The following is a 23,946-nucleotide window of genomic DNA, read 5'->3' as shown; positions in this document are numbered from 1 at the left end:
GAGATAAATATGTCACTACAATCACTTGATATCAAACGCATGTCGGCCACCACGGTGACGCCGCCGCAAGCGCGTACCCCGGTGACCGGCACTGTCGCCAAGCTGATCGACGTCTCCAAATGCATCGGCTGCAAGGCTTGCCAAACCGCCTGCATGGAGTGGAACGATTTGCGCGACGAGGTGGGAGAGACCACCGGCGTGTACGACAATCCAATCGACCTGACCTCACAGTCGTGGACCGTGATGCGCTTCTCGGAATACGAAAATCCGAAAGGCGATCTCGAATGGCTGATCCGCAAGGACGGCTGCATGCACTGTGAAGATCCGGGCTGTCTGAAGGCATGCCCTTCGCCGGGCGCGATCGTGCAGTACACCAACGGCATTGTGGATTTCCATCAGGAGAACTGCATCGGCTGCGGCTACTGCGTGGCCGGCTGTCCGTTCGATGTGCCGCGCATCTCCAAGCAGGATAGCCGCGCCTACAAGTGCACCTTGTGCTCGGACCGCGTGGCTGTCGGCCAGGAACCTGCGTGTGTGAAGACCTGCCCTACCGGCGCCATTATGTTCGGCACCAAGGAGGACATGAAGGAGCATGCGGAAGAACGCATCACGGACCTGAAGTCGCGCGGCTTTGAGCAAGCGGGCTTGTACGATCCCGCCGGCGTGGGCGGCACGCACGTGATGTATGTGCTGCACCATGCGGACCAGCCGTCGCTGTACCACGGCCTGAAAAAGGATCCAAGCATCAGCGTCACCGTCGGTTTGTGGAAAGGCTTGACCAAGCCGCTGGCATTGGCGGGCATCGCCATGACGGCGCTGGCGGGCTGGTTCCACTACTCGCGCGTGGGTCCGAACGAGGTGTCCAAAGCAGAGGAAGCAGAAGCAGTCGAGGAAGCTAAACGCATCAGGGAGGAAGCGCCATGAGCTCACCCAACCGCGATAAAGAAGGCAACCCACTGATCCAGCGCTACACGCCTAACGAGCGTAGTAACCACTGGATCACTGCCATCTGCTTTATCCTGCTGGCCGTTTCCGGGCTGGCCATGTTCCACCCGGCGACGGCGTGGCTGGCCGTGTTCCTCGGCGGCGGCCAGTGGACCCGCATCCTGCATCCGTTTATCGGACTGGTGATGTTTGTGTCGTTTGCGATTCTGGTGCTGCGCTTCTGGCACCATAACCATCTCGACAAAGCCGACAAGCAGTGGCTCAAGCAGATGGACGATGTGCTCAACAACCGCGAAGAGAAGCTGCCCAAGATCGGCATGTACAACGCCGGCCAGAAGCTGCTGTTCTTCACGCTGATCGGCTGCATGTGCGGGCTGCTGTTGTCCGGCATTGTGATCTGGCGCGCCTACTTCGCGTTTTACTTCCCGATCGAGATCGTGCGGCTGGCGGCTTTGCTGCATGCCTTCTGCGCGTTTGTGCTGATCTGTTCCATCATCGTGCACATTTACGCGGCGTTCTGGGTCAAGGGATCGATCGGGGCGATGGTGCGCGGCACCGTCACTTACGGGTGGGCGCGCAAGCACCATCCGCGCTGGTTCGAAGAAGTGGTTCGCAAGAGCCGCGACTAGGATAGAATGCTCCTTGCGCCAGGAGCATTCACCATCCGCTAATTGGAGAATTTTTTGGTACAACGCTTGTTAGAACCCGGTGAGATCGAGGCGCTCGATCACACCTCCATACCCCGCCTGCTGCTGCCGGATGCGCGCAGCCTGTTCACTACGCGCGCCGCGCGTTTGCGTCAGCTGGCCGGCAATCAAATCAAAGGCATTCCAGTCGGCGAAACACTGTCCGGTTACCTCAACCTGATGGCGGCGCTGGTAGATGCGCAGGCAGCCGTGCTGCGTACCCTGCCGCCGGACACCTTCGCCCTGCCTGATGCCGCCGACATCCAGTTGGCGATCGACCATCACATGCCGCCACTGCCGGTCAGCGGCCAGCGTCCCGCCGTGTGGCGGCGCGTGTTCGACGCCATTCTCGATCAACTGGACTCGCTTGCAGCCAGCCAGCCGCAACTCGCGGTGGTGCTGGCGGAGTTGCGCGCGCTCGATGCTTCGGAGCTGGAAGGCTGCGCCGATGCCGTGCTGTCCGAACTGACGGAGGGCGTGCACCCGCTGCATGCGCCGTTCGTGGCGGCTGCCCTGCAAGTAATGTGGACCGCGCGCGCCAGCCAGCTCAATGGCCGCAGCGTGCAGCCGCTGGTGACCAATACTTTATGCCCGGTGTGCGGCGCGCATCCGGTGGCTTCGGCAATCCGGATCGGCGGGCAGTCACAGGGCTATCGCTACCTGCATTGCAGCTGCTGCGCCAGCGAGTGGCACATGGTGCGCGTGAAGTGCTCCTGCTGCGAGAACACATCCAAGGTGGCTTACCAGAGCATCGAACCGGAAGAAGGCGCGCCGGATCCAGCCAACAAGGCCAACGATCCAAGCAAAGTGGCACGCGCTGAAACCTGCGACGACTGCCACACCTACCGCAAGATCTTCAATCAGGAACATGACCTGCACGTCGAGCCGCTGGCCGACGACCTGGCCAGTCTGGCGCTCGACCTGCTGGTCGGCGAAGCAGGCTACTCCCGCGCCAGCGGTAATCCCCTGTTGTGGTTCAACGCAGAATGACCGCGTCTTCCGCCACCAGCAGCGCGATCCGCCTGCCGGCCGTCCACCTGATCCTGTCGGACGCCGGCTGCGAAGCGCTGATCGCGGAATATGGCCGCGTGCAGACGCTGGAAGCCGCTCGCGCCTTGCTGGCCGAGCTGCGTGCCATGCTGTTGGCCGCGCGCGAAGGTGGCACGGCGGCGACGGCGGCCGGAGCGCCTGACACCAGCATCCCATCGCTGCTGGCAATGTTGGCCACACGCCTGCGCGAACAAAACACCTCGCCGCTGCGCCCAGTATTCAACCTTACCGGCACCGTCCTGCACACCAACCTTGGCCGCGCCCTGCTGCCCGACAGCGCCGTGCAAGCCGTGGTGGAAGCGCTGCGCTGGCCGATGAACCTTGAATGGGACATCGATACCGGCAAACGCGGCGACCGCGATAACCTGATCGAAGACCTGCTACTGGAGCTGACCGGCGCCGAAGCGGCCACCCTCGTCAACAACAACGCCGCCGCCGTGCTGCTGATGCTGAACACCGTGGCCCTCGGCAAAGAGGTAATCGTCTCGCGCGGCGAACTGGTAGAAATCGGCGGCGCCTTCCGCATCCCGGACGTAATGACGCGCGCCGGTGCAGTGCTGCGCGAAGTCGGCGCCACCAACCGCACGCACCTGAAGGACTACGACGAAGCAGCCGGCCCGCAAACCGCGCTGATGATGAAGGTCCACACCAGCAACTATGCCATCACCGGCTTCACCAAAAGCGTGGAACTGGACCAGCTGTCGCCACTGGCGAAGAAACACAACATCCCGCTGGCCGTGGACCTGGGCAGCGGCACGTTGGTCGATCTTGAACAATACGGCCTGCCGCACGAAACCACCGTGCGCGAAACTATCGAAGGCGGCGCAGACCTGGTCACCTTCAGCGGCGACAAGCTGCTGGGCGGCCCACAGTGCGGCATCATCGTCGGCCGCAAAGACCTGATCGCACAAATCAAAAAGAATCCGCTGAAGCGCGCCCTGCGCGTCGGCAAACTGACGCTGGCCGCGCTGGAACCAGTGCTCGCGCTGTATCGCGCGCCCGACCTGCTGCCGGAGCGCCTGACCACACTCAAGCTGCTGACCCGTCCCGCCACCGCCATGCGCGCGCAAGCGCAAGCCATCCTGCCGCAACTGCAGGCGGCGCTGGGCGCTGGCTATGTGGTCAGCGACGAAGCGATGATGAGCCAGATCGGCAGCGGCGCACTACCGGTCGACCAGTTGCCGAGTCACGGACTGGTGGTACGCGCAGCAGCGGAAGGCCGCATCAGCAATGCGCTCGGCGTGCTGGAACAGCGCCTGCGCGCCCTGCCCTTGCCGGTGATTGGCCGGGTGGCGCAAGACGCGCTGTGGCTGGACCTACGCTGCCTGCAAGAGCACCAGCAACAGCGCTTCCTCGATCAACTCTCCCTGCTCCCGGCATGATCGTCGGTACCGCAGGGCATATTGACCACGGCAAGACCACGCTCACACGCGCGCTGACGGGTGTCGACACCGATCGCCTGAAGGAAGAAAAGGCGCGCGGCATCTCCATCGAACTCGGTTACGCCTACACACCATTGCGCGCGGATGCGCCGGACGGTGAAATCCTCGGTGTGATCGATGTACCGGGCCACGAAAAATTCATCCGTACGATGGCGGCCGGCGTCACTGGCATCGACGCCGCGCTGCTGGTGATCGCCGCCGACGATGGCATCATGCCGCAGACGCTGGAACATCTCGCCATCCTGCGCCTGCTGGGCGTAAAGCGCGGCGCGGTGGCGCTGACCAAGATCGATCGCGCGGACATAGCGCGGCTGGAGCAGCTGGAAGATGAGATCCACGCCTTGCTCGCACCTACCGATTTCGCCGGTGCGCACATCTTCCGCACCAACGCAACGGCGGCCGACGACACCGGTGTGCGAGCGCTAAGGCAGCACCTCGCCGGGATTGCGGCCACACTGCCCGCCAGCGACGAGCGGCGTTTGTTCCGGCTTGGCGTGGACCGCGTATTCACGCTGGCAGGACAAGGCACCATCGTCACCGGCACTGCGCTGGCGGGCAGCGTCCGCGTGGGCGATACCTTGCAACTGGCGCCCGTTGGACAGCAGGTGCGCGTGCGTAGCATTCATGCGCAAAACCGGCCAGCAGAAATGGGGCGAGCAGGCCAGCGGCTGGCGCTCAACCTGAGCGGCGCAAGCAAGGATGATATCGCGCGCGGCACGTGGGTAGTGGCGCCGGCGCTGGCCGAATGCTCGCCGCGCGTGGACGTGGAACTGACGCTGATGCTGGACTGTGGCCTGACGCTCAAACCGTGGTCGCCGGTGCACGTACACCTCGGCGCTGCACATCACACGGCCAACGTGGTGCCGCTTGATGATGATGCGCTGGCGCCAGGCCGCACAGGCCGCGTGCAGCTGGTGCTGGACGCACCGGTGCACGCCGTGCCCGGCGACCGCTTCGTGATCCGCAACGCACAAGCCACCGCCACCATCGGCGGCGGCGTGGTGCTCGATCCGTTCGGGCCCGCGCGCAAACGCCGCAGCCCAGCGCGCAGCGCGTGGCTGCAAGCACTCGCTGACTTCATCGCCGGCGGGGACATCGCAGCGCTGCTGGCGCGTGGGCCGCTCGGCTTGCGCGCATCGATGCTGGTGCGCTTGTCACAACTGCCGGCATCACAGATCATCGCGCCCGCCGGCACGGTGGAAGTGCCGCTGCAAGGCGGCGACACGCTGCTGATCGCCGAAGCCGAGGTGCAGGCACTGCAAGCATGCGTGCTGGCCGCACTGGCCGATTTCCATGCACGCGCGGCGGACGACGCAGGCCCGGAACTGTGGCGCCTGAAGCGCATCGTCTCACCCGATATGGAAGACCGCTTGTGGAGCCGGCTGATAGAAACACTGCTTGCCACCGGCGACATCAAGCAGCGCGGCCGCAGCCTGCACCTGCCCGACCACAGCGTGGAGCTCAGCGCCGAAGAACACGCGCAAGCCGCGCCGCTACTGGCCTCGCTGCTGGCCGGCGGTTTCGATCCGCCGTGGGTGCGTGACCTGATGCGCGAGCATTCGATGGCGGAAGCGGAAGTGCGCCGCCTGCTGCTCAAACTGTCGAAGACCGGCGAACTGAATCAAGTGGTGAAGGATCTGTTCTACCATCCGCAACGGCTGGATGAACTGGCGCGCATCGTGGCCACGCTGCCCGAAGTGCAGGCCGCTTCCTTCCGCGACGCCACCGGCCTCGGTCGCAAGCGAGCCATACAGGTATTGGAGTTCTTCGACCGCGTCGGCTATACTCGGCGGGTCGGCAACCAGCACCTGGTCAGGCCGAACGCCGCTTGATCTTATAACGGCGACTAGTTCCAAGGAAGGCATACTCATCCGGTGATGGGGCCGGGCTTCAAACCCGGTGGGGGGCGTCAGCCGCTCCCTCGTAAGTTCGACTCCTACTGCCTTCCGCCATTTACCACAGCCACAACCATCTCCACTGCCGCATCGAAGTCGGCCGGAGTATCAGCCAGCAGCGCCCATAGGCGGTTGTGCTCAGCGCCGCGGACGATGTGCAGCTGGCGCGATTCGGCACGGGTGGCAGCAGCGACCAGGCGTTCCGAAATCTCCAGCGGAATCACGGCGTCGTGTTCGGCGTGGATCACCAGCAGCCGGCCTTCAAAGCGCGACAGGATGTCCCAGGCATCGCTATCGGACCAGCTGCGCTCGCGGCGGATCACGGCTGAAAACTCGGGACCGAACGGCACCTCGTAAGCGGCCGGCGTGTACACGCCAGGTACGATCAGCACCAGCGCATCGACCTTGTGCTGCTGCGTCAAACGGATGGCGTTGTACGCGCCCATGCTGGAACCGAACACCACCAGCGGCTCCGGCAGCTCACGCGCCTTCAGCACCGCTTGCGCTTGCCGCGTGCGGCTGGCCACCGACGAATGCGCCAGCGAGCCACCAGTCTCGCCGTGGCCGATGGCGTCAAAGCACACGCTGCCCAGTCCGCGCTGCTGCAAGGCAGCGCGCAGCATGTGATGGCCGTGCCGCGTGCTGGCGCCGGCGCCGTGCAAATACAAGATGCGATTGCTGTCGCTACCCACGTAGTGGTCGGCTTTCAGCACCATGCCGTCAAACGGCGCTTCGAAATCAATGATGGTAGACATGCCACGCAGCCTATCCAAGCTGGGCAGTTTTGTAAATCCAGGTAGTTTATTTGGTGTTGCCACACGGCATAATCATTCAGTGATAAAATTCCGCATTGAAACTTATGTTTCTTTTTAATAACAAAACCTCCGAGACACACCTCATCACCCAAACAACCGCTGATATACGGAGGCATTATGAAATTATCTGAAATGAAGGTCAGCAACCGGCTGGCCATAGGCTTTGGCGCCACCTTGCTGCTACTGCTGGCCGTTGCCACCGCCAGCTGGCTGAGCATTCGCCAGACCGCAGCCGACACTGACGCCCTGCTGGCCCAGCACCTGAAGACGGAACGGCTGGTCAGCGCTTGGAGAGCCATCGTCGAGGCCAACGTGCAGCGCGCGCTGGCCGCTGCCGAAGCCGGCGATGCAGCATCGCAAAAAATGTTCGAGGACGGCATCGCCGCCAACTCCAAAATCGCCGAAGCCAACCAGCGCCAGATTGTCGAATTACTGACCGATGCGCAGGCCAAATCACTGTTTGACGCCGCCCAGGCCCAGCGCAAGGTGTACCAGGACGCTCGCAAGCGGGCGCTGGGCGCCAAGGCAGCCGGAGAGATGGGCCAGGCCCGCCAGATCATTGAGCAGGAATTCATGCCGGCCGGCGTCGCCTACGTCAATCAGATGGGTGCGCTGGTAGCGCGCCAGCAAGCCGTGATCGACGAGATCGGCGTCACCATCCACAACCGTAGCAGCAGCTCGGCGTGGATGATCTTCGTGCTCAGCGCCACCTCGGTCGCGGCAGCGCTGCTGCTGGGCTGGCTGATCAGCCGCTCGCTGCTGAAACAGCTGGGCGGCGAGCCAGGCTACGCGGCCGGCATCACCGACCGCATCGCCGGCGGCGACCTGACCGTGCACGTGCAACTGCAAGCGGGTGACCGCAGCAGCCTGCTGTACAGCATTGCCGCCATGCGAGAACGCCTGGCCGCCATCGTCAGCGAAGTGCGCAGCAGTACCGAAGCAGTCGCTACCGCCTCCGATGAAATCGCCAGCGGCAACCTCGACCTGTCCTCGCGCACCGAGCAGCAGGCCGCTTCGCTGGAAGAAACCGCTTCCTCGATGGAAGAGCTGACCGCCACGGTTAAGCAAAATACCGAGTCGGCGCGCCAGGCCAACCAACTGGCAGCCAGCGCCTCCAGTGTGGCGGCGCGTGGCGGCGAAGTGGTGGGTGGCGTGGTCAGCACGATGGAAGCGATCAGTGCTTCGTCGCGCCAGATCGTCGATATCATAGGCGTGATCGACGGCATCGCCTTCCAGACCAATATCCTGGCCTTGAACGCGGCAGTGGAAGCGGCGCGCGCCGGCGAACAAGGCCGCGGCTTTGCCGTGGTGGCGCAGGAAGTGCGCACGCTGGCCCAACGTTCGGCCAGCGCCGCCAAGGATATCAAGCACCTGATCAGCGAATCGGTGGAAAAGATCAGCAACGGCGGCATGCTGGTCGACGAAGCCGGCAAGACGATGGCGGAAGTGGTGCACAGCATCCGCAATGTCAGCGAGATCATGGCGCAGATCACCGCCGCCAGCAGCGAGCAGGAAGCCGGCATCGAGCAAATCAACCGCGCCATAATCGAGATGGATGGCGTGACGCAGCAGAATGCCGCGCTGGTCGAGGAGGCTTCGGCGGCGGCTGGCGCGCTGCAAGGGCAAGCCACCCATCTGGCCGAGTTGGTCAGCGTGTTCAAGGTGGATGGCGCGGCGCAAGCGGCCAGCGTGACGCCGATCGGCCGCGCGCGGGCGCATGCCACTCAACCAGCCTCGGCGCGCCTGGCAGCGCCAGCACAACAGCGTACCGGCACTGCACGCTGATCCCGTAAGATGATGTGATGTCAGCAGTACAGCTTGTACAATGTCGGCATCACTCATCAGGGGACACAAGCAATGAAAAAGACCGCTCTGCAAGCCGCCGCCATCGGCATGGCGCTCGCCTCCTTTGCCGCGCACGCGGCGCCGGCACAGACTGCCGAACAACTTTATCAAGCCAACTGCGCGGCCTGCCATGGCACCAAACTGGAGGGCGCAGTCGGCCCTACTCTCGGTGACCACGCGTGGCTCCACGGCGCGCCGACCAAGGCCAATCTTATTAAGGTCATCAGCAACGGCGTGCCGGAGAAGAATATGCCGGCCTGGTCGGGGACGCTGAACCCACAGCAGATTTCGCTGTTGGCCGCCTACGTCGCTTCCAACGCCAACAAGCAACTGGCGGTAGCACCGGCTACCACTGCCTCGGCTGCGGCTGCGGCTGCGGCCAAGCCGGCGGCGACCGATTTGCTGGGCGGCTTCAAACTGCCGAAGGGCTTCCACATCAGCGTCTATGCTGAAGGCGCGACTGCCGCGCGCAGCATGGCGGTGTCGGACAGCGGCATCGTCTACGTTGGTTCGCGCAAGGCCGGCAAGGTGTATGCGCTGGTACCGCGCGCCGACAAGCAAGGCGCCGACGTGGTCACCATCGCCGAAGGACTGGAAAACCCGATCGGCGTGACGCTGCTGAACGGCGCTCTGTACGTGGGCGAAATCAGCCGCGTGATCCGCTTCGACAACATCGACAAGCGCTACGCGCAAAAGCCGTCGTACGAAGTGGTAAAGGTCAGCCTGCCGAACGATAAATGGCACGGCGAAAAAGTGATCAAGGCCAGCCCGGACGGCAAGCTTTACATCCCGGTCGGCGCGCCGTGCAATATCTGCGACACCGACGACACCAAAAGCGCCAAGATCTACCGCATGAATCCGGACGGCAGCCAGCTGGAAGAAGTGGCGCGCGGCGTGCGCAATACGGTGGGCTTTGCCTTCCATCCTTCGACCAAGCAGCTGTGGTTCACCGATAACGGCCGCGACGAACTGGGCGACAACACGCCATCGTGCGAGCTGAATGTGCTGACCAAGTTCGGCCAGCATTTCGGCTTCCCGTACTGCCACGGCGGCGCGGTGCCGGATCCGGAGTTCGGCAAGGGCCGCACGTGTGAGGAGTTTGTCGAGCCAGTCGCCAAGCTGGGGCCGCACGTGGCGCCGCTGGGCTTGAGCTTCTACACCGGCAAGCAGTTCCCTGAAGCGTACCGCAACAACATCTTCGTCGCCGAGCACGGCTCGTGGAACCGCAGCACCAAGATCGGCTACACCGTGCGCTTCATTACGCTGTACGGCAACAAGCTGGTGAGCGACACCGCCTTTATCGAAGGCTTCCTGCGTGGCGACGAAGTGGTCGGCCGCCCGGTCGACGTGGTCTCGCTGGCCGACGGCTCGCTGCTGGTCTCCGACGACTACGGCGGCCGCATCTTCCGCGTGACTTACGACGGCAAGTAACCCTCCTTCAGAACGAGCCCAAAGACCCACTCACGGTCTTTGGGCAAATCCGTGAAGTTGGCTGCCAGTTGATGGCGATGGCTGATGTTCATATCCTCGATTTCCTCGGCGATATGCTCTACATCCAGCAACGCCCACTGCCCGGCCCTCATTTACGCTACCCTCCCCTTGGCCCGAGCAGCCACATCCTCTTCGTAACCGGTACTCATGGCAACCGCCTCTGCGTTTAGACCAGCAGAACAGCCAAGAAGTTCAGAAGTTCAAGTCCATACCCAGCATCCTGACAAGGAAGAAAGTGAGCAGTCCCAGGCCCAGCAGCGCCAGCACGAAGATTGCGGCCACCTTGCCTGCCGCGCGCAGCACCGCGCGCCGCTCCTTCTCCCGCCCCTTCTTCCCTTGGTCGTAATGCCACTTGATGGCAAAGAACATTCCGGTGACGAGCACAAGAAACTTGAACACAACGAAGACTACAGGGATCCAATCGATCATTTTGAATATTCCAGGTTATTACTGGCATACTACTTAAAAGCAATATCCATACATTGAGACAAAATGTCCCAGTTGAAAACCATACAAGATGAAATCTGGTTGCCGCGATTGGCGGTGCACGGCGGGCCACGTTTTTTGCAGATCGCAGATGCGTTGCAGACGGCAGTCATAGACGGAGCGCTGAAACCAGGCGACCGCCTGCCTCCGCAGCGCCAGCTGGCAGCGCAGCTGGACGTCGACCTGACGACCATCACGCGCGCATACGACGAAGCCAGGCGCCGCAACCTGCTGGAGGGCCGCGGCGCCCGAGGCACGTATGTCGCAGCGCCCAAAGTGGAACTGAACGCCATCCTCGACCTCAGCATGAACACCCCGCCACCGCCCGATGGCGTGGACTTCGACGATATGTTGAAACAAGGCTTGTCGCAAGTGCTGATGCGAGCAGACAATGAAATGCTGATGGCTTACCACCTGGCCGGGGGAAGCGACTCAGACCGCAAAGCTGGCGCCCAATGGCTCGCGCCGATGTTTGGCGATCTGGATGCCCGGCAGCTGATGGTCTGCCCTGGAGCGCAAGCGGCGATCGCCGCCTTGATCCTTGCGCTGACGAAGCCTGGCGATGTGATCCTGGCAGAGCCGATGAGTTATCCAGGCTTGCGTGCCGCAGCGACCCAATTCGGCCGGCGCCTGGTTGCGGTGGCAACGGACCAGCACGGAATGCTGCCCGGGATGCTGGAGGCAGCGTGCCGCCAGCATCAGCCTGCGCTGGTCTACCTCAATCCGACATTACAGAACCCGACCGCCACCACCATGCCGGCACGCCGGCGCAAAGAGCTCGCCAGCATCGCCAAGCGCTGCAATGTACGCATTATCGAGGACGATCCCTACTGGCTGCTGGCCGATGCCCCGCCACCACCGATTGCCACATTTGCGCCGGAGCAGGTGTACTACATCGCAACCCTGTCGAAATGCCTGACACCCGGCTTGCGTGTCGCCTTCGTGCTGATACGCGACCCGCAGCAACGCGAACGCTTCCTCGCAGCACTCAGATCATTTGCGCTGATGGCCGCGCCCCTGACATCCGCACTGGCCACGCAGTGGATACTAGACGGTTCGGCCGGGGGATTGATGGAAGGCATACGCAAAGAAGCGCGCCTGCGTCACCGGATGGCGCGCGATATTCTGGCGGGACGGTACGTCGGCGCCGGCGACGGACTGCATGTATGGCTCGAATTGCCGGCGTACTGGAACTCCTCACAGCTCGCACATGCCGCCGACAACGAGGGGATCGCCGTTACACCGGCGGAGGCGTTCGCCACTGGCACCACATCCGTAAATGCGATCCGGATCTCCTTAGGGAGCATCAAGGACCGTGGACACTTGCAAGCTGGTCTTCAACGGCTGTCCCATCTACTTGCACGACGACCCCAACAATAAAAAAGCCGCCGACGCTTGCGCGCGGGCGGCTTCTTGGGGACTACTCAGCGATTACTGTGCGCTGGCAGCAGCAGCGGCGGCTTCTTCAGCAGCAGCTTTCATCGACAGCTTCAGACGGCCGCGGTCGTCGGTTTCCAGAACTTTGACGCGTACTTGCTGGCCTTCTTTCAGATAGTCGGCAACAGCGTTCACACGCTCATTGGCGATCTGCGAGATGTGCAGCAGGCCGTCTTTGCCTGGCATGACTTGAACGATAGCGCCGAAGTCCAGCAACTTCAGAACCACGCCGTCGTAGGTCTTGCCTACTTCAACCGATGCGGTCAGCTCTTCGATGCGGCGCTTGGCTTCCTGGCCAGCAGCAGCATCCACGGAAGCGATGGTGACCACGCCTTCGTCGCTGATGTCGATCTGGGTGCCGGTCTCTTCGGTCAGCGCGCGAATCACGGCGCCGCCTTTACCGATCACGTCACGGATCTTCTCTGGGTTGATCTTGATGGTGATCAGGCGTGGTGCGAAGTCCGACAGTTCGGTCTTCACGGTTGGCACAGCCTTTTGCATTTCGCCCAGGATGTGCTCGCGGCCTTCTTTGGCTTGCGCCAGTGCCACTTGCATGATTTCCTTGGTAATGCCCTGGATCTTGATGTCCATCTGCAGCGCGGTGATACCGTTGCGGGTACCGGCTACTTTGAAGTCCATGTCGCCCAGGTGATCTTCGTCACCCAGAATGTCGGACAGCACAGCGAACTTGCCGCCTTCTTTGATCAGGCCCATGGCGATACCCGCCACGTGCTCTTTCATTGGCACGCCAGCATCCATCAGCGCCAGGCAGCCGCCGCAGACCGAAGCCATCGACGACGAACCGTTCGATTCGGTGATTTCCGATACCAGACGCACCGAGTAGCTGAACTCTTCTTGCGAAGGCAGTGCAGCGATCAGCGCGCGCTTGGCCAGACGGCCGTGACCGATTTCGCGGCGCTTAGGCGTACCTACGCGGCCGGTTTCGCCGGTGGCGAACGGAGGCATATTGTAGTGCAGCATGAATGGGTCGGTGAATTCGCCCATCAGTGCATCGATCTTCTGCGAATCACGGGCGGTGCCCAGGGTCGCTACGACCAGTGCCTGGGTTTCGCCACGGGTGAACAGAGCCGAACCGTGGGTACGCGGCAGGACCGAGGTACGGATCGAAATTGGACGCACGGTACGGGTGTCGCGGCCGTCGATACGTGGCTCGCCTTCCAGGATCTGCGAACGGACGATCTTCGATTCCATCTCGAACAGGATGTTGCCAACGTCAACGCCATCCGGCGCAGCAACGCCGGCAGCGGCAGCTTCAGCAGCCAAGTCAGCCGAGATTTCAGCCGACGCAGCGCGCAGCTTGTCGGTACGGGCTTGCTTGTCGCGGGTCTGGTAAGCGTCGCGCAGTTTGGCTTCGCCGAAGTGGGCGACGCGGCCGATCAGGGCTTCGTTCTTGGCAGGAGCGGTCCACACTTGCTCAGGCTTGCCGCCGTCGCGCACCAGTTCGTGGATCGCGTCGATGACTGCTTTCATTTCGGTGTGGCCGAACACGACTGCGCCCAGCATGATTTCTTCGGACAACTGCTTGGCTTCCGATTCCACCATCAGCACGGCGGTTTCGGTACCGGCAACCACCAGATCCATCTGCGAGGTTTTCAGTTGTTCAACGGTAGGATTCAGGATGTACTGGCCGTTGGCGTAACCCACGCGGGCGGCGCCGATCGGACCATTGAATGGCACGCCCGACACGCACAGCGCGGCCGAAGCACCGATCATCGAAGCGATGTCTGGATCGATTTCTGGGTTGACCGACAGCACGTGGATCACCACTTGCACTTCGTTCAGGTAGCCCTCTGGGAACAGCGGACGGATCGGACGGTCGATCAGGCGGGAAGTCAGGGTTTCTTTTTCCGAAGGGCGACCTTCACGTTTGAAGAAACCGCCCGGGATTTTACCGGCTGCGTAGGTTTTCTCCAGGTAGTCGACGGTCAGCGGGAAGAAGTCCTGGCCTGGTTTCGCGTCTTTACGCGCTACCACGGTTGCCAGAATGACGGTGTCTTCAATCGACACCATCACTGCGCCGGAGGCCTGACGAGCGATCTCGCCGGTTTCCAGCGTGACGGTGTGTTGACCGTACTGGAAGGTTTTCGTAACTTTATTAAACATGGGTAATCCCTTTCTATTTGCCGACAGATTTTCAGGAGCTGTCGTTCACCTCACCACAGGTCGCCGGGAAGGCCACCTTTGCTGCATTACTAAATACTACTTAGCAATTTTCTAACCCATGAAAAACAAAATGCCCGCGACAGCAAACTGGCGCAGGCATTTTGATTTAAGCCGGACGGCGCAAAAATTACTTACGCAGGCCCAGTTTAGCGATCAGATCGCGGTAACGGGTTGCATCTTTGCCCTTCAGGTACGACAGCAGGGATTTACGACGGTTAACCATCATGATCAGACCACGACGGGAGTGGTGATCTTTGCTGTGGGCTTTGAAGTGGCCGTTCAGTTCGTTGATGCGGGCGGTCAGCAGTGCAACTTGCACTTCTGGGGAGCCGGTGTCTTTTTCGCCACGTGCGTTGTCAGCGATGATCGCTGCTTTGTTGATGTTTTCTACGGTCATGATATTTACCTTTAACATGCGGTGCGCGGAGTCGGAACCCTGCTCACCGTGATTACAATAAAACCCGGTCGGAAAGACCAGACCCGGAAGTATAGCGGAAAACCAGACCCGTGTATCCTTTTTTGATGGCGGCTGTTCTGGATGTAGCGCAAATACAAAGAATTGCCGTTGATTTTTGTAGTCAAACTACTTTTTGAGTGGATAATACGCTAACAAAAAATCGACGGAGACAGCATATGCAGCACGCAACAGCACCGGCGGCGGCACCCGCCGCAGCCAAGGCGGTGACCAAACCGCGCCTCTCGTTCTGGGCCATCTGGAATATGAGTTTTGGCTTTCTCGGCATTCAGGCCGGCTTTGCGCTGCAGCAGAGCAATGTGCCGCGTATCTTCGAAACCATGGGTGCCGAGCTCGACAAGATCGGCTACCTGATGACCGCCGCGCCGCTGGCTGGCCTGCTGGTGCAGCCCATCCTTGGCTACATGAGCGATCGCACCTGGGGCCGCTTTGGCCGGCGCCGTCCCTACTTCCTGCTGGGCGCCATCCTGGCCACGCTGGGCATGTTTGGCATGCCGAATGCGAGCGTGCTGTGGACCGCCGCCGCCATGCTGCTGGTGCTGGACGTGGCGATCAACATCTCGATGGAACCGTTCCGCGCCTTCGTCGGCGACATGCTGCCTAAAGAGCAGCTGACCACCGGCTATGCCGTGCAGACCTTCTTCATCGGCGTCGGCGCGGTGTCAGCGTCCGCCCTGCCCTACGTGCTGCAAAACTGGTTCAATATCGCCAACACCGCCGCGCCGGGCCATACGCCAGACTCGGTGGTGTACTCGTTCTACATCGGCGGCGCCGTCTACCTTGGCGCGGTGCTGTGGACCGTGTTGCGCACGCGCGAATATCCGCCGGAGCAACTCCAGCAATACCATCCTGAAGTGGACCACACGGCCGCTTCGCCATCCGGCCTGCGCGGCTTCGTGCATGATTACCTGCATATGCCGCGCATCATGGTGCAGCTGTCGCTGGTGCAGTTCTTCACCTGGTTCACCTGGTTCTCGATGTGGACCTACGGCACCGCGACTGTGACTCAACACATCTACCACGCCACCGATACCCACTCGGCGCTGTATAACGATGGCGCCAGCTGGTGGGGCGTATGCGGTGCGGTCTACAACGCCGCCTCGATCGCATTTGCGTTCGTGCTGCCATTGATCGCGCGCCGCACCAGCCGCAAGACCGCGCACGCCTTGGCGCTGCTGGCCGGTGGCTTGAGCTTCCTGTCGATCTACTTTGTCAGCTCGCCGGCCGGGCTGCTGCTGCCGTTCATCGGCATTGGGCTGGCATGGGCCAGTACCTTGTCGATGCCGTATGCGATCCTGGCTGGCCGCATCCCGGCGCACAAGATGGGCATGTACATGGGCATGTTCAACATGTCGATCGTGATTCCGCAATTGGTTTCGGGCGCGACGATGGGCTATTTCCTGACCCACGTATTCCACGGCAGCGCGGTGATGATGCTGATGCTGGGAGGGGTATCGATGCTGCTGGCAGCGGCGCTGTCCTTGCGCATCAAAGAAACGAAGTAGGAACAATCCCACGCCCGCCAAGGGCGTGCGCCGACGAGGCCGCTCCGTATATGTCTGCTATGATCTTTTCACCAACATTGCATACACGGAGCCCTATGTATCGCTCAGCAATCCATGCCGCCGCCGCGCTTGCGCTGGTCGCAGCCCACGTCCACGCATCGGCGGAGCCGGCACCACCGCTGGACCGCGCCAGCCTCTCGCTGGGCGCGTTCTCCACCGAGCCGCGCATCGACTACCAAGGCGACACCAATTACGGCCGCATCGCCACCGGCTCCTATCTGCGCGAACACGTCAGCCTACCGCGCCTGAAAGCGCAGTTGCTGCTGGGCGATACGCAGGGACTGGACTTCGACTACTACCGCTACGACAAGACCTACAATCCCGCACTCAGCGGCAGCACCAACATCAACGGCTTGCCGCTGACTGGTAACGGCAAGCTGAACGCCAAGCTTAAACTCGATCTGGCCAAACTCGCCTACAAGTGGTGGATCGGCAGCGACAACAACGTAGTTGGCGTGGGCGTCGGCGCGGCCTACTATCGCGCGCGGCTGGACGGCACGGCCAGCGGCGTGCTGAACGGTGTGGCCGGCAATGCCGCCTACAACGAAAGCGAGCACGCTTACGCGCCGTTATTGGAGCTAGGCTGGCGGCACGCGGTATCGGATACGGTGCGGGTGTATGCAGATGCCTCGGGCATCAAGAAAAACGGCGGCACCATTCGCGGTCATATCTACAGTGGCGCGCTGGGTGTCGAGTGGTATCCGACACCGGCAGTGGGCGTGGTGGCAGAATACAGCGCCAGCAAAACCAGCCTCAATCGCAACCGCGATAACACCGACCTCAATATGCGACTAAACGGCCCTGCGGCCTATGTCAAATTCCGCTTCTGACCATGTAAAATTGGCAAATTCTTTTTGAACGCGCCAACATGCTCAAATACCTGCTCGCCCTACCTCTCGCCATCGCCATACCGGTGATGGCTGCCCCCACCGAAGCTCGGCCCTCCGCTGTGATCACCTCGTCGTCTTGCGATGCGGAGTGGCCGGCTTCGTCGGTGGCCAACCAGGAATCCGGCACGACCGAGATGCAGGTGCTGGTAAAGCCTGATGGCCGCGCATCGGACATCAAGATCTCCATCAGCAGCGGCTACCGTGAATTGGACATGGCCTCCGTGACGGCCGCAGCGAAATGCACCTACGCGCTCAGGCCTGCCGACGGTGCGCGGCAGGACGAGTGGCAACAACTGAAGTTCAAATGGGAGCCGGGCAAGGCCAAAGCCAAAGCCGAATACTACGTTTGTGCGAAACCGGAATGGCCGAAGGAGGCGCTGCGCAACGAGTACCAAGGCACGGTCCAACTGGGCTTCCTGATCGGCACCGACGGCAAGGTGCGCGATTCGCGCATTGAAAAAACCAGTGGCCATGCGATTCTCGACGTGACCGCGCAAGACGCGCTGTCGCGCTGCCAGTTCAAGCCGTCGTCGGAAAACGGCCAGCCAGTCGAACATTGGTTCAGCATGCAGTACCGCTGGCTGCTGAATTAATCCTGCGCTAGCCAGGACTTGAGCGACGTCGCACCGCCGGCCGTCAGGGCCAGTACACGCGAGTCGTCGCTGCGGCGCAGCCAGCCGCGTTCAATGAAATTATCCAGCAGCGCCACCGCCAGCGGGCCGGCGAAATGGTCGCGGCGCTCGGACCAGTCAACGCAGCCGTACAACTGGCGCGGTGCTTCGTTGAGCGTGATGCCCAACTCTCCCACGCGTTTGGCGCCCGCCGTGGTCAGCGCGTATTGATGCGCATCGCCCTGCACCCAGCCATTTTCGACTAAGCAGCGACACAGGTCCACACCCAGCACACCTGCCAGATGGCCGTAGCAGCTGCGCGCGCACGCTGGCCAAGCCTTCATTGACCAGCAGCTTGAGATGCTGCGAGGCCGTCGGCGCGGCCACGCCTGCGTGCTGCGCCAGTTCGGTGGCCGTGTAAAAGCGGCCGTCGAGTAGGCGCGACAGCATCAGCGCCCGCGTCGGATCGCCTATCGCTGCGGCCACCCGCGCGAAACGCGGCTGCGCGCCTTCGATCATAACACTGCCTCCGTAAAGGTGCGCTCCTCGCGCAGGATGAAGCGCTGCTGCTGGGCGAAGGCTAAGTTGTCCTGCGCCTCGCCGTCTGCGCGCAAGCGCGCGCGGTACGCTTCGTACTCGCCCAGCGAGTCAAAGCCCACCAGCCCCCAAGCCTCGTAATTGGTGCCTTCCAGCGGCAGGAAGTAGCCGAGCAGGCGGCCGCCGAGACGAGGGATAATGCGGCCCCAATTATCAGCGTAGCGCCGCACGCACTTGCGCTGCCGTTGGAATCGGTGCGACTGCGCCGTGGCCCAGCGTCGACAGGCCTGCGCTGGCATTCGCGTAACGCACTGCATCGGCCAACGTGTCGCCGGCTGCTAGGCGAGCCAGCAGCGAGCCGTCGAAGCAATCGCCGGCGCCGGTGGCGTCTACCGCTTGCACTGCGCGAGCTACGGCCAGCTGTGGCTCTTCGCTCTGCTCCGCGAACCACGCACCGGATGAACCGGCCTTCAGCACCACGGTGCGTGCGCCATGCGAGCGCGCCCACGCGAAGATCGCCAGCACGTCATCGGTGCCGGCGAGCGTCACCGCTTCATCGAGGCTAGGCAGGAACAAATCGGTCAACACAATCGTGGCGCAGATGGTCGCGCGGGCGCGGGCCAATGGCCACAAGGACAAACGCAAATTCGGATCGAAACTGATTTTACTACCTGCCGCGCGCGCCGCCTCGATGGCCGTGAACACGGTGTCGCAAGCGCTCGCCGAAATGGCCTGCGAAATGCCCGATACATGCAACCAGCGCGTGCGCGAGGCCGCGCTCAAGTCCATCGTTTGCGGCAGCATACGGCTGGCCGCTGAACCGGCGCGCAGATAACTGAAGCTGTGCCCCTGCGGTCCGTGGTTCACGAAATACAAGCCGGTCGGCGCTTGCGCGTCGCGCGCCACTGCGCTGGTGTCCACACCCTCGGCCTGCCACAGGTCGAGCAGCATGCGGCCGAAATGATCGTCACCGACGCGGCTCAGGTAGGCCGTGCGTGCGCCCTGGCGGCTGGCCGCGATCACCGCGTTGGAGGTGTCGCCGCCGAAGCCTTGGCGATACAACGGCTCGCTGGCCTTGGCCTGGTTGAACTCCACCATCGCCTCGCCCAATGCTACGACATCAAAATCCTTGGTCATGGTTGCGGGTTCACTCGCTCAATCTTCGAATGCAGTTTGTTCAACGCCGACAAATAGGCCTTGGCCGAGGCTACGATGATGTCCGGGTCCGCGCCCACGCCATTAACGATGCGGCCTTCCTTCGACAAGCGCATTGTCACCTCGCCTTGCGACTGGGTGCCGGTGCTGATCGCGTTCACCGAGAACAGCACCAGCTCCGCGCCGCTGCCTACTTCACCCTCGATGGCGTTGACGGTCGCATCGACCGGACCATCGCCACGGCCTTCGCTGACGTGCTCCTCGCCGTCAATGAAGAACGCCACTTTGGCGGTCGGCGTCTCGCCGGTGGATGAGCGCTGCTCCAGCGAGACGAAGCGATAGAACTCACTCTCCTGCGACTGCTGCTCGTCCGAAACCAGCGCCAGGATATCCTCGTCAAAAATATCGGCCTTGCGGTCAGCCAGCTCCTTGAAGCGGGCAAAGGCTGCATTCACTTCCGCCTCGGATTCCAGATCGATGCCCAGCTCCTGCAAGCGCTGCTTGAATGCGTTACGGCCCGACAGTTTGCCCAGCACGATCTTGGTGGCAGTCCAGCCCACATCTTCCGCGCGCATGATCTCGTAAGTCTCACGCGACTTCAGCATCCCATCCTGGTGAATGCCCGACGCGTGTGCAAACGCGTTCGCACCCACTACCGCCTTATTCGGCTGCACTGCAAAGCCGGTAATCTGCGACACCATCTTGGACGCCGCCACAATCTGCGTGGTGTCGATGCCGCATTCGAGATTGTAGTAGCCGCCGCGCGTGCGCAGCGCCATCACCACTTCTTCCAGCGCCGTATTGCCGGCGCGTTCGCCAAGGCCATTGATGGTGCACTCGATCTGGCGCGCGCCGCCGATCACCACGCCGGCGAGCGAGTTGGCCACCGCGAGACCCAAGTCGTTATGGCAGTGCACCGACCATACAGCCTTGTCGGAATTCGGAATCCGCTCGCGCAGGCGGCGGATGGTTTCGCCGAATATCTCCGGCACCGCATAGCCCACCGTGTCGGGGAAGTTGATGGTGGTCGCGCCTTCGGCGATCACACCTTCCAGCACGCGGCACAGGAAGTCCTCATCCGAGCGGCTGCCGTCTTCCGGGCTGAATTCGATATCGTCGGTATGCTGGCGCGCGAAGCGCACTGCGTTGCGGGCCTGCTCCAGCACCTGCTCCGGCAGCATGCGCAGCTTGGCTTCCATGTGCAGCTTGGAGGTGGCGATGAAGGTGTGAATACGTTTACGTTCAGCCGGCAGCAGCGCTTCGGCGGCGCGGGCGATGTCGCGGTCATTGGCGCGCGACAGCGAGCAGATGGTCGACTCGCGCACCGCCGTGGCAATCGCCTTGATCGATTCAAAATCGCCGGGGGAAGCGGCCGCGAAGCCGGCTTCGATAACATCGACGCGCAGGCGCTCCAGCTGCTTGGCGATGCGGACTTTTTCGTCCTTGGTCATCGAAGCGCCCGGCGATTGCTCGCCGTCGCGCAGCGTGGTGTCGAAGATGATAAGGCGGTTGGATGAGTTGCTCATGATTGCTCCTTGAATCTGATGCTCAGGGCCTACCGCCCTCTAATTAGTGACGTTCGCTCGGATCGTCACTGTCCATATCAGTTTGAATCAGACTGACCTTCTTGCCCTTGGCTGCGCGCCATGCGGCGACCACATAGCCTGACAGGCCATAAGCCGCAAACAAAGGCCACAGCGTGGCAGCTGGTTTGATGGCGATCAGCGCCAGACCAAGCGCGATCAGGAACACGCCGATGAAGGGTACCGGCTTGCGGAAGTTCACATCTTTGAAGCTGTAGAACGGCACGTTGCTGACCATCGTCAGGCCCGCAAACACGGCGATGCCCCACGATACCCAGGCCATATCCAGCCCGGATACATCAACGTCCAGATCAAGAATCATCAGGATAAAGCCGGCCATCAGCGCGGCGGCCGACGGCGACGGCATGCCCTGGAAGTAGCGCTTGTCCACCACTTCGATATTGGTGTTGAAGCGCGCGAGACGCAGCGCAGCGCCGGCGCAGTACACAAAGGCTGCGATCCAGCCCAGCTTACCGAGGCCGCGCAGCGACCATTCGTACATCACCAGCGCCGGTGCGGCGCCGAACGACACCATGTCCGACAGCGAATCGTACTGCGCGCCGAATTCACTTTGCGTATTGGTCAGGCGCGCGACGCGGCCGTCGAGGCCATCAAGCACCATGGCGATGAAGATGGCCCACGCCGCGTGTTCAAACTTCTGGTTCATCGCCATCACAATGGCGTAGAAACCGCAGAACAGCGCGGCGGTGGTGAAGGCATTCGGCAGCAGATAAATGCCGCGATGGCGCGGCCGGTCCAAATCCTCTCCGCGGGCGCGACGCGCAAAACGGCTGAAGCGTGACGTTTTGGGCAGCTTGGCTTGGGCCGCGACACTCTTGGCGCGGCGGCGGGGAAAGTTGGGCATAGTGGTCCGTTTCTGGTTATCGGGATTGCGCCATCATTATAGTGGACCCGGCCGCAGGCTGGCACCTTACTTGAAGCGCACCTTGCCCACCAAGCGCATCGACAAAGTGGTCTCGCCCGGCTCGAAACTTGGCTCAGCCACGGCCGCCGGGCCCGGCGGCGCTGCTGGCGCAGCCATTGCCATTACACGCGAACCAGTCACCTCTACCCGGTTGCTGTAATTGCCCGAGCCTTCAAAGTCCACCGTATCGAGCACAGCATCGCCGGCTCTGCGCCCCATGGCCTTGGCGATCGAGGTGATGCGCTCATTCAGGTTCAGGTACGTGGCGGCGATGCGCTCATCATCCAGCTTGCGGGTGGTTTCCGGCGAGAGGTAGAAGTAGAGATTGTTCAGGCTGAGGAGGACCTGGGCGGCGGCCACGGTTTTCGGCAGGCTGTCCAGATTGGTGGTCACTACCTGCAGCGACTGGCCCACGCGCCACGCGGTCGGCACGCGCGCCTTGCGCGGCTGGCCTTGTACCTGGGTCGGCTCATCGGGATAGACTGCGTAGGTGTAATAGGCTTGCGTTTTCAGGATGGCTTGCGGATCGGCTTTCTTGACGATCTCCAGCCCCTGCTTCATCTTGGTGTTGACGCGCGAGGCGGCGGCGGCTTTGTCCTTGTCGACCTCCTCCACCGACAGCGTGACGGTGACCTGGTCGTTGACGTGCTTCACCTCGCCGAAGGCCGGCACCACCGCCAGCGTGCCGGTGGTGGACAGCGATTGTGCGTTGGCGGAGAAGACACTAGCCGCCAGCGCGGCCATCACGAGGTATTTCATTGCAAGCTCCAGTGTTAAGGTAAAGACAATACTTTACCTCAAAACACAGGCGCTTTATTTGAATCGAACTTTACCTACCAGTTGCATCTGCAAAGTGGTTTCGCCCGGTTCGAAGCTTGGTTCGGCGACGTCCATGCTGCCGGCGGATTTAGACATGCGCATCATCATCGGCTCAGCGGCTGGGCGGGCTTCGGCGTAGTTACCCGAGCCTTCGAAATCAACCGTGTCGAGCACGGCGTCGCCGACCTTGCGGCCCATGGCGTTGGCGATCGAGCCGATGCGCTCGTTCAGGTTTTTGTAGGTGGCAGCAATGCGCTCATCGTCCAGCTTGCGGGTGGTTTCAGGCGTCAGGCCGAACTGGATGCCATTCAGCGTCAGGATCTTCTGCGCGGCGGCAACGGTTTTCGGCAGCTTGTCGAGATTGGCGGTGGTCACCTGCAGGTACTGGCCGACGCGCCATGCGGTCGGTACGCGCGGCTTGGCTGGCTGGCCATTCACCACCATGCGCTCTTCCGGATAGACTGGATAGGTGTAATAGCCCTGCGTTTTCAGGCTGGCTTGCGGATCTTCCTTCTTCACGATCTCCGTGCCCTGCTTCATCTTGGTGTTGACGCGCGAGGCAGCGGCGGCCTTGTCCTTGTCCTGTTCCTCAATCGCCAGCGTAATCACGGCTTGGTCGTTAGCGTGTTTGACTTCGCCGTAAGCGGGCACCACCACCAGCGTGCCGGTAGTCGGCAGCGATTCCATCGGAGCGGCGTGCGCAGCCAGTGCAATCGTCGTGATGGCAGCAACGGCAGCGAAGTTTTTCATGATAGTCATACGGGCTCCAAAGTTAAAGTTACAACAAGCCGCACTGTACCCGAATTTCCCGGTTGCACCTGTAAGACATGGTGACTGTTTGTAACCAAATTCGGGGTCAGCTCTGTCATTTGGACACTCCGACCAATCCTTTGATCTATCTCAATATGCAAATTCGACCATTTTTCCGCATTGATGCAAATCAAAGAAAAGCGCTACGTGTCCAAATGACAGAGCTGACCCCGCCCCGTTACTATATACAGACCTTGATCCTCAAGGTTTTGGCCAGCCAAGTTCGGCATGATTGTTGCCCCCAGTCGCCCATGATCCGGGGGGTGTTGTCACCGAACTTGGTGGGTGGCTGGTGATCGC

General features: G+C 61.9%; 23 protein-coding genes, 1 tRNA gene and 1 pseudogene. 12 read left to right on the top strand and 13 right to left on the bottom strand.

Features of this window, described 5'->3' with window-relative positions:
• The first annotated feature begins 9 nt into the window (after positions 1-9).
• The 6 genes from fdxH (at position 10) to GTP46_RS17380 (ending at position 6,075) form a co-directional block, all read left to right on the top strand.
• The gene (fdxH, locus tag GTP46_RS17405; protein WP_161007910.1) at positions 10-924 is read left to right on the top strand and encodes a formate dehydrogenase subunit beta; all 915 of its coding nucleotides are present in this window, start codon (positions 10-12) and stop codon (positions 922-924) included.
• On the top strand, positions 921-1,574 hold the full coding sequence (locus tag GTP46_RS17400; protein WP_161007909.1) for a formate dehydrogenase subunit gamma: 654 nt from the start codon (positions 921-923) through the stop codon (positions 1,572-1,574). Before fdxH ends, GTP46_RS17400 begins: the two co-directional genes overlap by 4 nt.
• Before the next feature lie 54 nt (positions 1,575-1,628).
• Positions 1,629-2,621: a formate dehydrogenase accessory protein FdhE gene (gene fdhE, locus GTP46_RS17395; RefSeq protein ID WP_161007908.1), complete on the top strand. Its 993-nt coding sequence runs from the start codon at positions 1,629-1,631 to the stop codon at positions 2,619-2,621.
• Entirely contained in the window at positions 2,618-4,063 is a 1,446-nt protein-coding gene (gene selA, locus GTP46_RS17390) for an L-seryl-tRNA(Sec) selenium transferase (protein WP_161007907.1), read from the top strand. The genes fdhE and selA overlap by 4 nt, the downstream gene beginning before the upstream one ends.
• A complete protein-coding gene (gene selB / locus GTP46_RS17385) occupies positions 4,060-5,955 on the top strand; it encodes a selenocysteine-specific translation elongation factor (RefSeq protein ID WP_161007906.1) in 1,896 nt (631 codons plus the stop codon). The genes selA and selB overlap by 4 nt, the downstream gene beginning before the upstream one ends.
• A gap of 24 nt (positions 5,956-5,979) precedes the next feature.
• Positions 5,980-6,075 (top strand) — tRNA-Sec (locus tag GTP46_RS17380).
• Here GTP46_RS17380 and GTP46_RS17375 read toward each other — a convergent pair.
• Positions 6,060-6,773 carry an alpha/beta hydrolase gene (locus GTP46_RS17375; RefSeq protein WP_161007905.1) on the bottom strand — a complete coding sequence of 238 codons (714 nt, stop codon included), beginning with the start codon at positions 6,771-6,773 and terminating at the stop codon, positions 6,060-6,062. The genes GTP46_RS17380 and GTP46_RS17375 overlap by 16 nt on opposite strands.
• A 177-nt stretch (positions 6,774-6,950) precedes the next feature.
• Between GTP46_RS17375 and GTP46_RS30205 the strand changes: the two genes are divergently transcribed.
• The gene (locus GTP46_RS30205) at positions 6,951-8,618 is read left to right on the top strand and encodes a methyl-accepting chemotaxis protein (RefSeq protein WP_161007904.1); all 1,668 of its coding nucleotides are present in this window, start codon (positions 6,951-6,953) and stop codon (positions 8,616-8,618) included.
• Positions 8,619-8,690: 72 nt separating this feature from the next.
• Entirely contained in the window at positions 8,691-10,109 is a 1,419-nt protein-coding gene (locus tag GTP46_RS17365; RefSeq protein ID WP_161007903.1) for a c-type cytochrome, read from the top strand.
• Here GTP46_RS17365 and GTP46_RS30380 read toward each other — a convergent pair.
• Together GTP46_RS30380 and GTP46_RS17355 are read right to left on the bottom strand one after the other, a co-directional pair.
• Positions 10,094-10,261, bottom strand: a complete 168-nt coding sequence (locus GTP46_RS30380) for a DUF29 family protein (RefSeq protein WP_161007902.1) — start codon at positions 10,259-10,261, stop codon at positions 10,094-10,096. The genes GTP46_RS17365 and GTP46_RS30380 overlap by 16 nt on opposite strands.
• 100 nt (positions 10,262-10,361) lie before the next feature.
• A complete protein-coding gene (locus tag GTP46_RS17355) occupies positions 10,362-10,598 on the bottom strand; it encodes a hypothetical protein (RefSeq protein WP_161007901.1) in 237 nt (78 codons plus the stop codon).
• Positions 10,599-10,661: 63 nt separating this feature from the next.
• On the opposite strand from GTP46_RS17355, the gene GTP46_RS17350 reads away from it, so the two are divergent.
• The gene (locus tag GTP46_RS17350; protein WP_202414326.1) at positions 10,662-12,035 is read left to right on the top strand and encodes an aminotransferase-like domain-containing protein; all 1,374 of its coding nucleotides are present in this window, start codon (positions 10,662-10,664) and stop codon (positions 12,033-12,035) included.
• Positions 12,036-12,086: 51 nt separating this feature from the next.
• On the opposite strand, the gene pnp is transcribed toward GTP46_RS17350, so the two are convergent.
• Both pnp and rpsO read right to left on the bottom strand, forming a co-directional pair.
• Positions 12,087-14,216, bottom strand: coding sequence for a polyribonucleotide nucleotidyltransferase (pnp, locus tag GTP46_RS17345; RefSeq protein WP_161007900.1), 2,130 nt, complete (start codon positions 14,214-14,216; stop codon positions 12,087-12,089).
• Between the two features lie 187 nt (positions 14,217-14,403).
• Positions 14,404-14,673, bottom strand: a complete 270-nt coding sequence (rpsO, locus tag GTP46_RS17340; RefSeq protein WP_161007899.1) for a 30S ribosomal protein S15 — start codon at positions 14,671-14,673, stop codon at positions 14,404-14,406.
• A gap of 236 nt (positions 14,674-14,909) precedes the next feature.
• On the opposite strand from rpsO, the gene GTP46_RS17335 reads away from it, so the two are divergent.
• From GTP46_RS17335 to GTP46_RS29880, 3 genes are all read left to right on the top strand, one after another.
• Positions 14,910-16,256, top strand: coding sequence for an MFS transporter (locus GTP46_RS17335; RefSeq protein WP_161007898.1), 1,347 nt, complete (start codon positions 14,910-14,912; stop codon positions 16,254-16,256).
• Positions 16,257-16,351: 95 nt separating this feature from the next.
• Positions 16,352-17,146 (top strand): porin, encoded by a 795-nt coding sequence (locus tag GTP46_RS17330; protein WP_229258994.1) that lies wholly within the window; start codon positions 16,352-16,354, stop codon positions 17,144-17,146.
• Between the two features lie 38 nt (positions 17,147-17,184).
• Positions 17,185-17,799 (top strand): energy transducer TonB, encoded by a 615-nt coding sequence (locus tag GTP46_RS29880; protein WP_161007896.1) that lies wholly within the window; start codon positions 17,185-17,187, stop codon positions 17,797-17,799.
• On the opposite strand, the gene GTP46_RS17320 is transcribed toward GTP46_RS29880, so the two are convergent.
• The 8 genes and pseudogenes from GTP46_RS17320 to GTP46_RS17290 form a co-directional block, all read right to left on the bottom strand.
• Positions 17,796-18,161 carry a hypothetical protein gene (locus GTP46_RS17320; RefSeq protein ID WP_229259015.1) on the bottom strand — a complete coding sequence of 122 codons (366 nt, stop codon included), beginning with the start codon at positions 18,159-18,161 and terminating at the stop codon, positions 17,796-17,798. The genes GTP46_RS29880 and GTP46_RS17320 overlap by 4 nt on opposite strands.
• A 43-nt stretch (positions 18,162-18,204) precedes the next feature.
• Positions 18,205-18,267 (bottom strand): annotated as a pseudogene (locus GTP46_RS29875) (hypothetical protein); the annotation flags it as partial.
• A 65-nt stretch (positions 18,268-18,332) separates the two neighbouring features.
• A complete protein-coding gene (locus GTP46_RS17315) occupies positions 18,333-18,653 on the bottom strand; it encodes an NIPSNAP family protein (RefSeq protein WP_161007895.1) in 321 nt (106 codons plus the stop codon).
• Entirely contained in the window at positions 18,568-19,491 is a 924-nt protein-coding gene (locus GTP46_RS17310) for a sugar kinase (RefSeq protein ID WP_161007894.1), read from the bottom strand. Before GTP46_RS17310 ends, GTP46_RS17315 begins: the two co-directional genes overlap by 86 nt.
• Positions 19,488-21,035 carry a 2-isopropylmalate synthase gene (locus tag GTP46_RS17305; RefSeq protein ID WP_161007893.1) on the bottom strand — a complete coding sequence of 516 codons (1,548 nt, stop codon included), beginning with the start codon at positions 21,033-21,035 and terminating at the stop codon, positions 19,488-19,490. Before GTP46_RS17305 ends, GTP46_RS17310 begins: the two co-directional genes overlap by 4 nt.
• Before the next feature lie 43 nt (positions 21,036-21,078).
• Complete coding sequence (gene pssA / locus GTP46_RS17300) at positions 21,079-21,957, bottom strand: CDP-diacylglycerol--serine O-phosphatidyltransferase (RefSeq protein ID WP_161007892.1); 879 nt, start codon at positions 21,955-21,957, stop codon at positions 21,079-21,081.
• A 66-nt stretch (positions 21,958-22,023) separates the two neighbouring features.
• On the bottom strand, positions 22,024-22,776 hold the full coding sequence (locus tag GTP46_RS17295) for an SIMPL domain-containing protein (protein ID WP_161007891.1): 753 nt from the start codon (positions 22,774-22,776) through the stop codon (positions 22,024-22,026).
• Between the two features lie 54 nt (positions 22,777-22,830).
• The gene (locus tag GTP46_RS17290; protein ID WP_161007890.1) at positions 22,831-23,595 is read right to left on the bottom strand and encodes an SIMPL domain-containing protein; all 765 of its coding nucleotides are present in this window, start codon (positions 23,593-23,595) and stop codon (positions 22,831-22,833) included.
• Positions 23,596-23,946: the final 351 nt, after the last annotated feature.

The sequence above is a fragment of the Duganella flavida genome (assembly GCF_009857445.1).
GTDB lineage: Bacteria > Pseudomonadota > Gammaproteobacteria > Burkholderiales > Burkholderiaceae_D > Rugamonas > Rugamonas flavida.
Note: the sequence above shows the minus strand (reverse complement) of the source record. Positions and strands in the feature narration are given on the sequence as shown.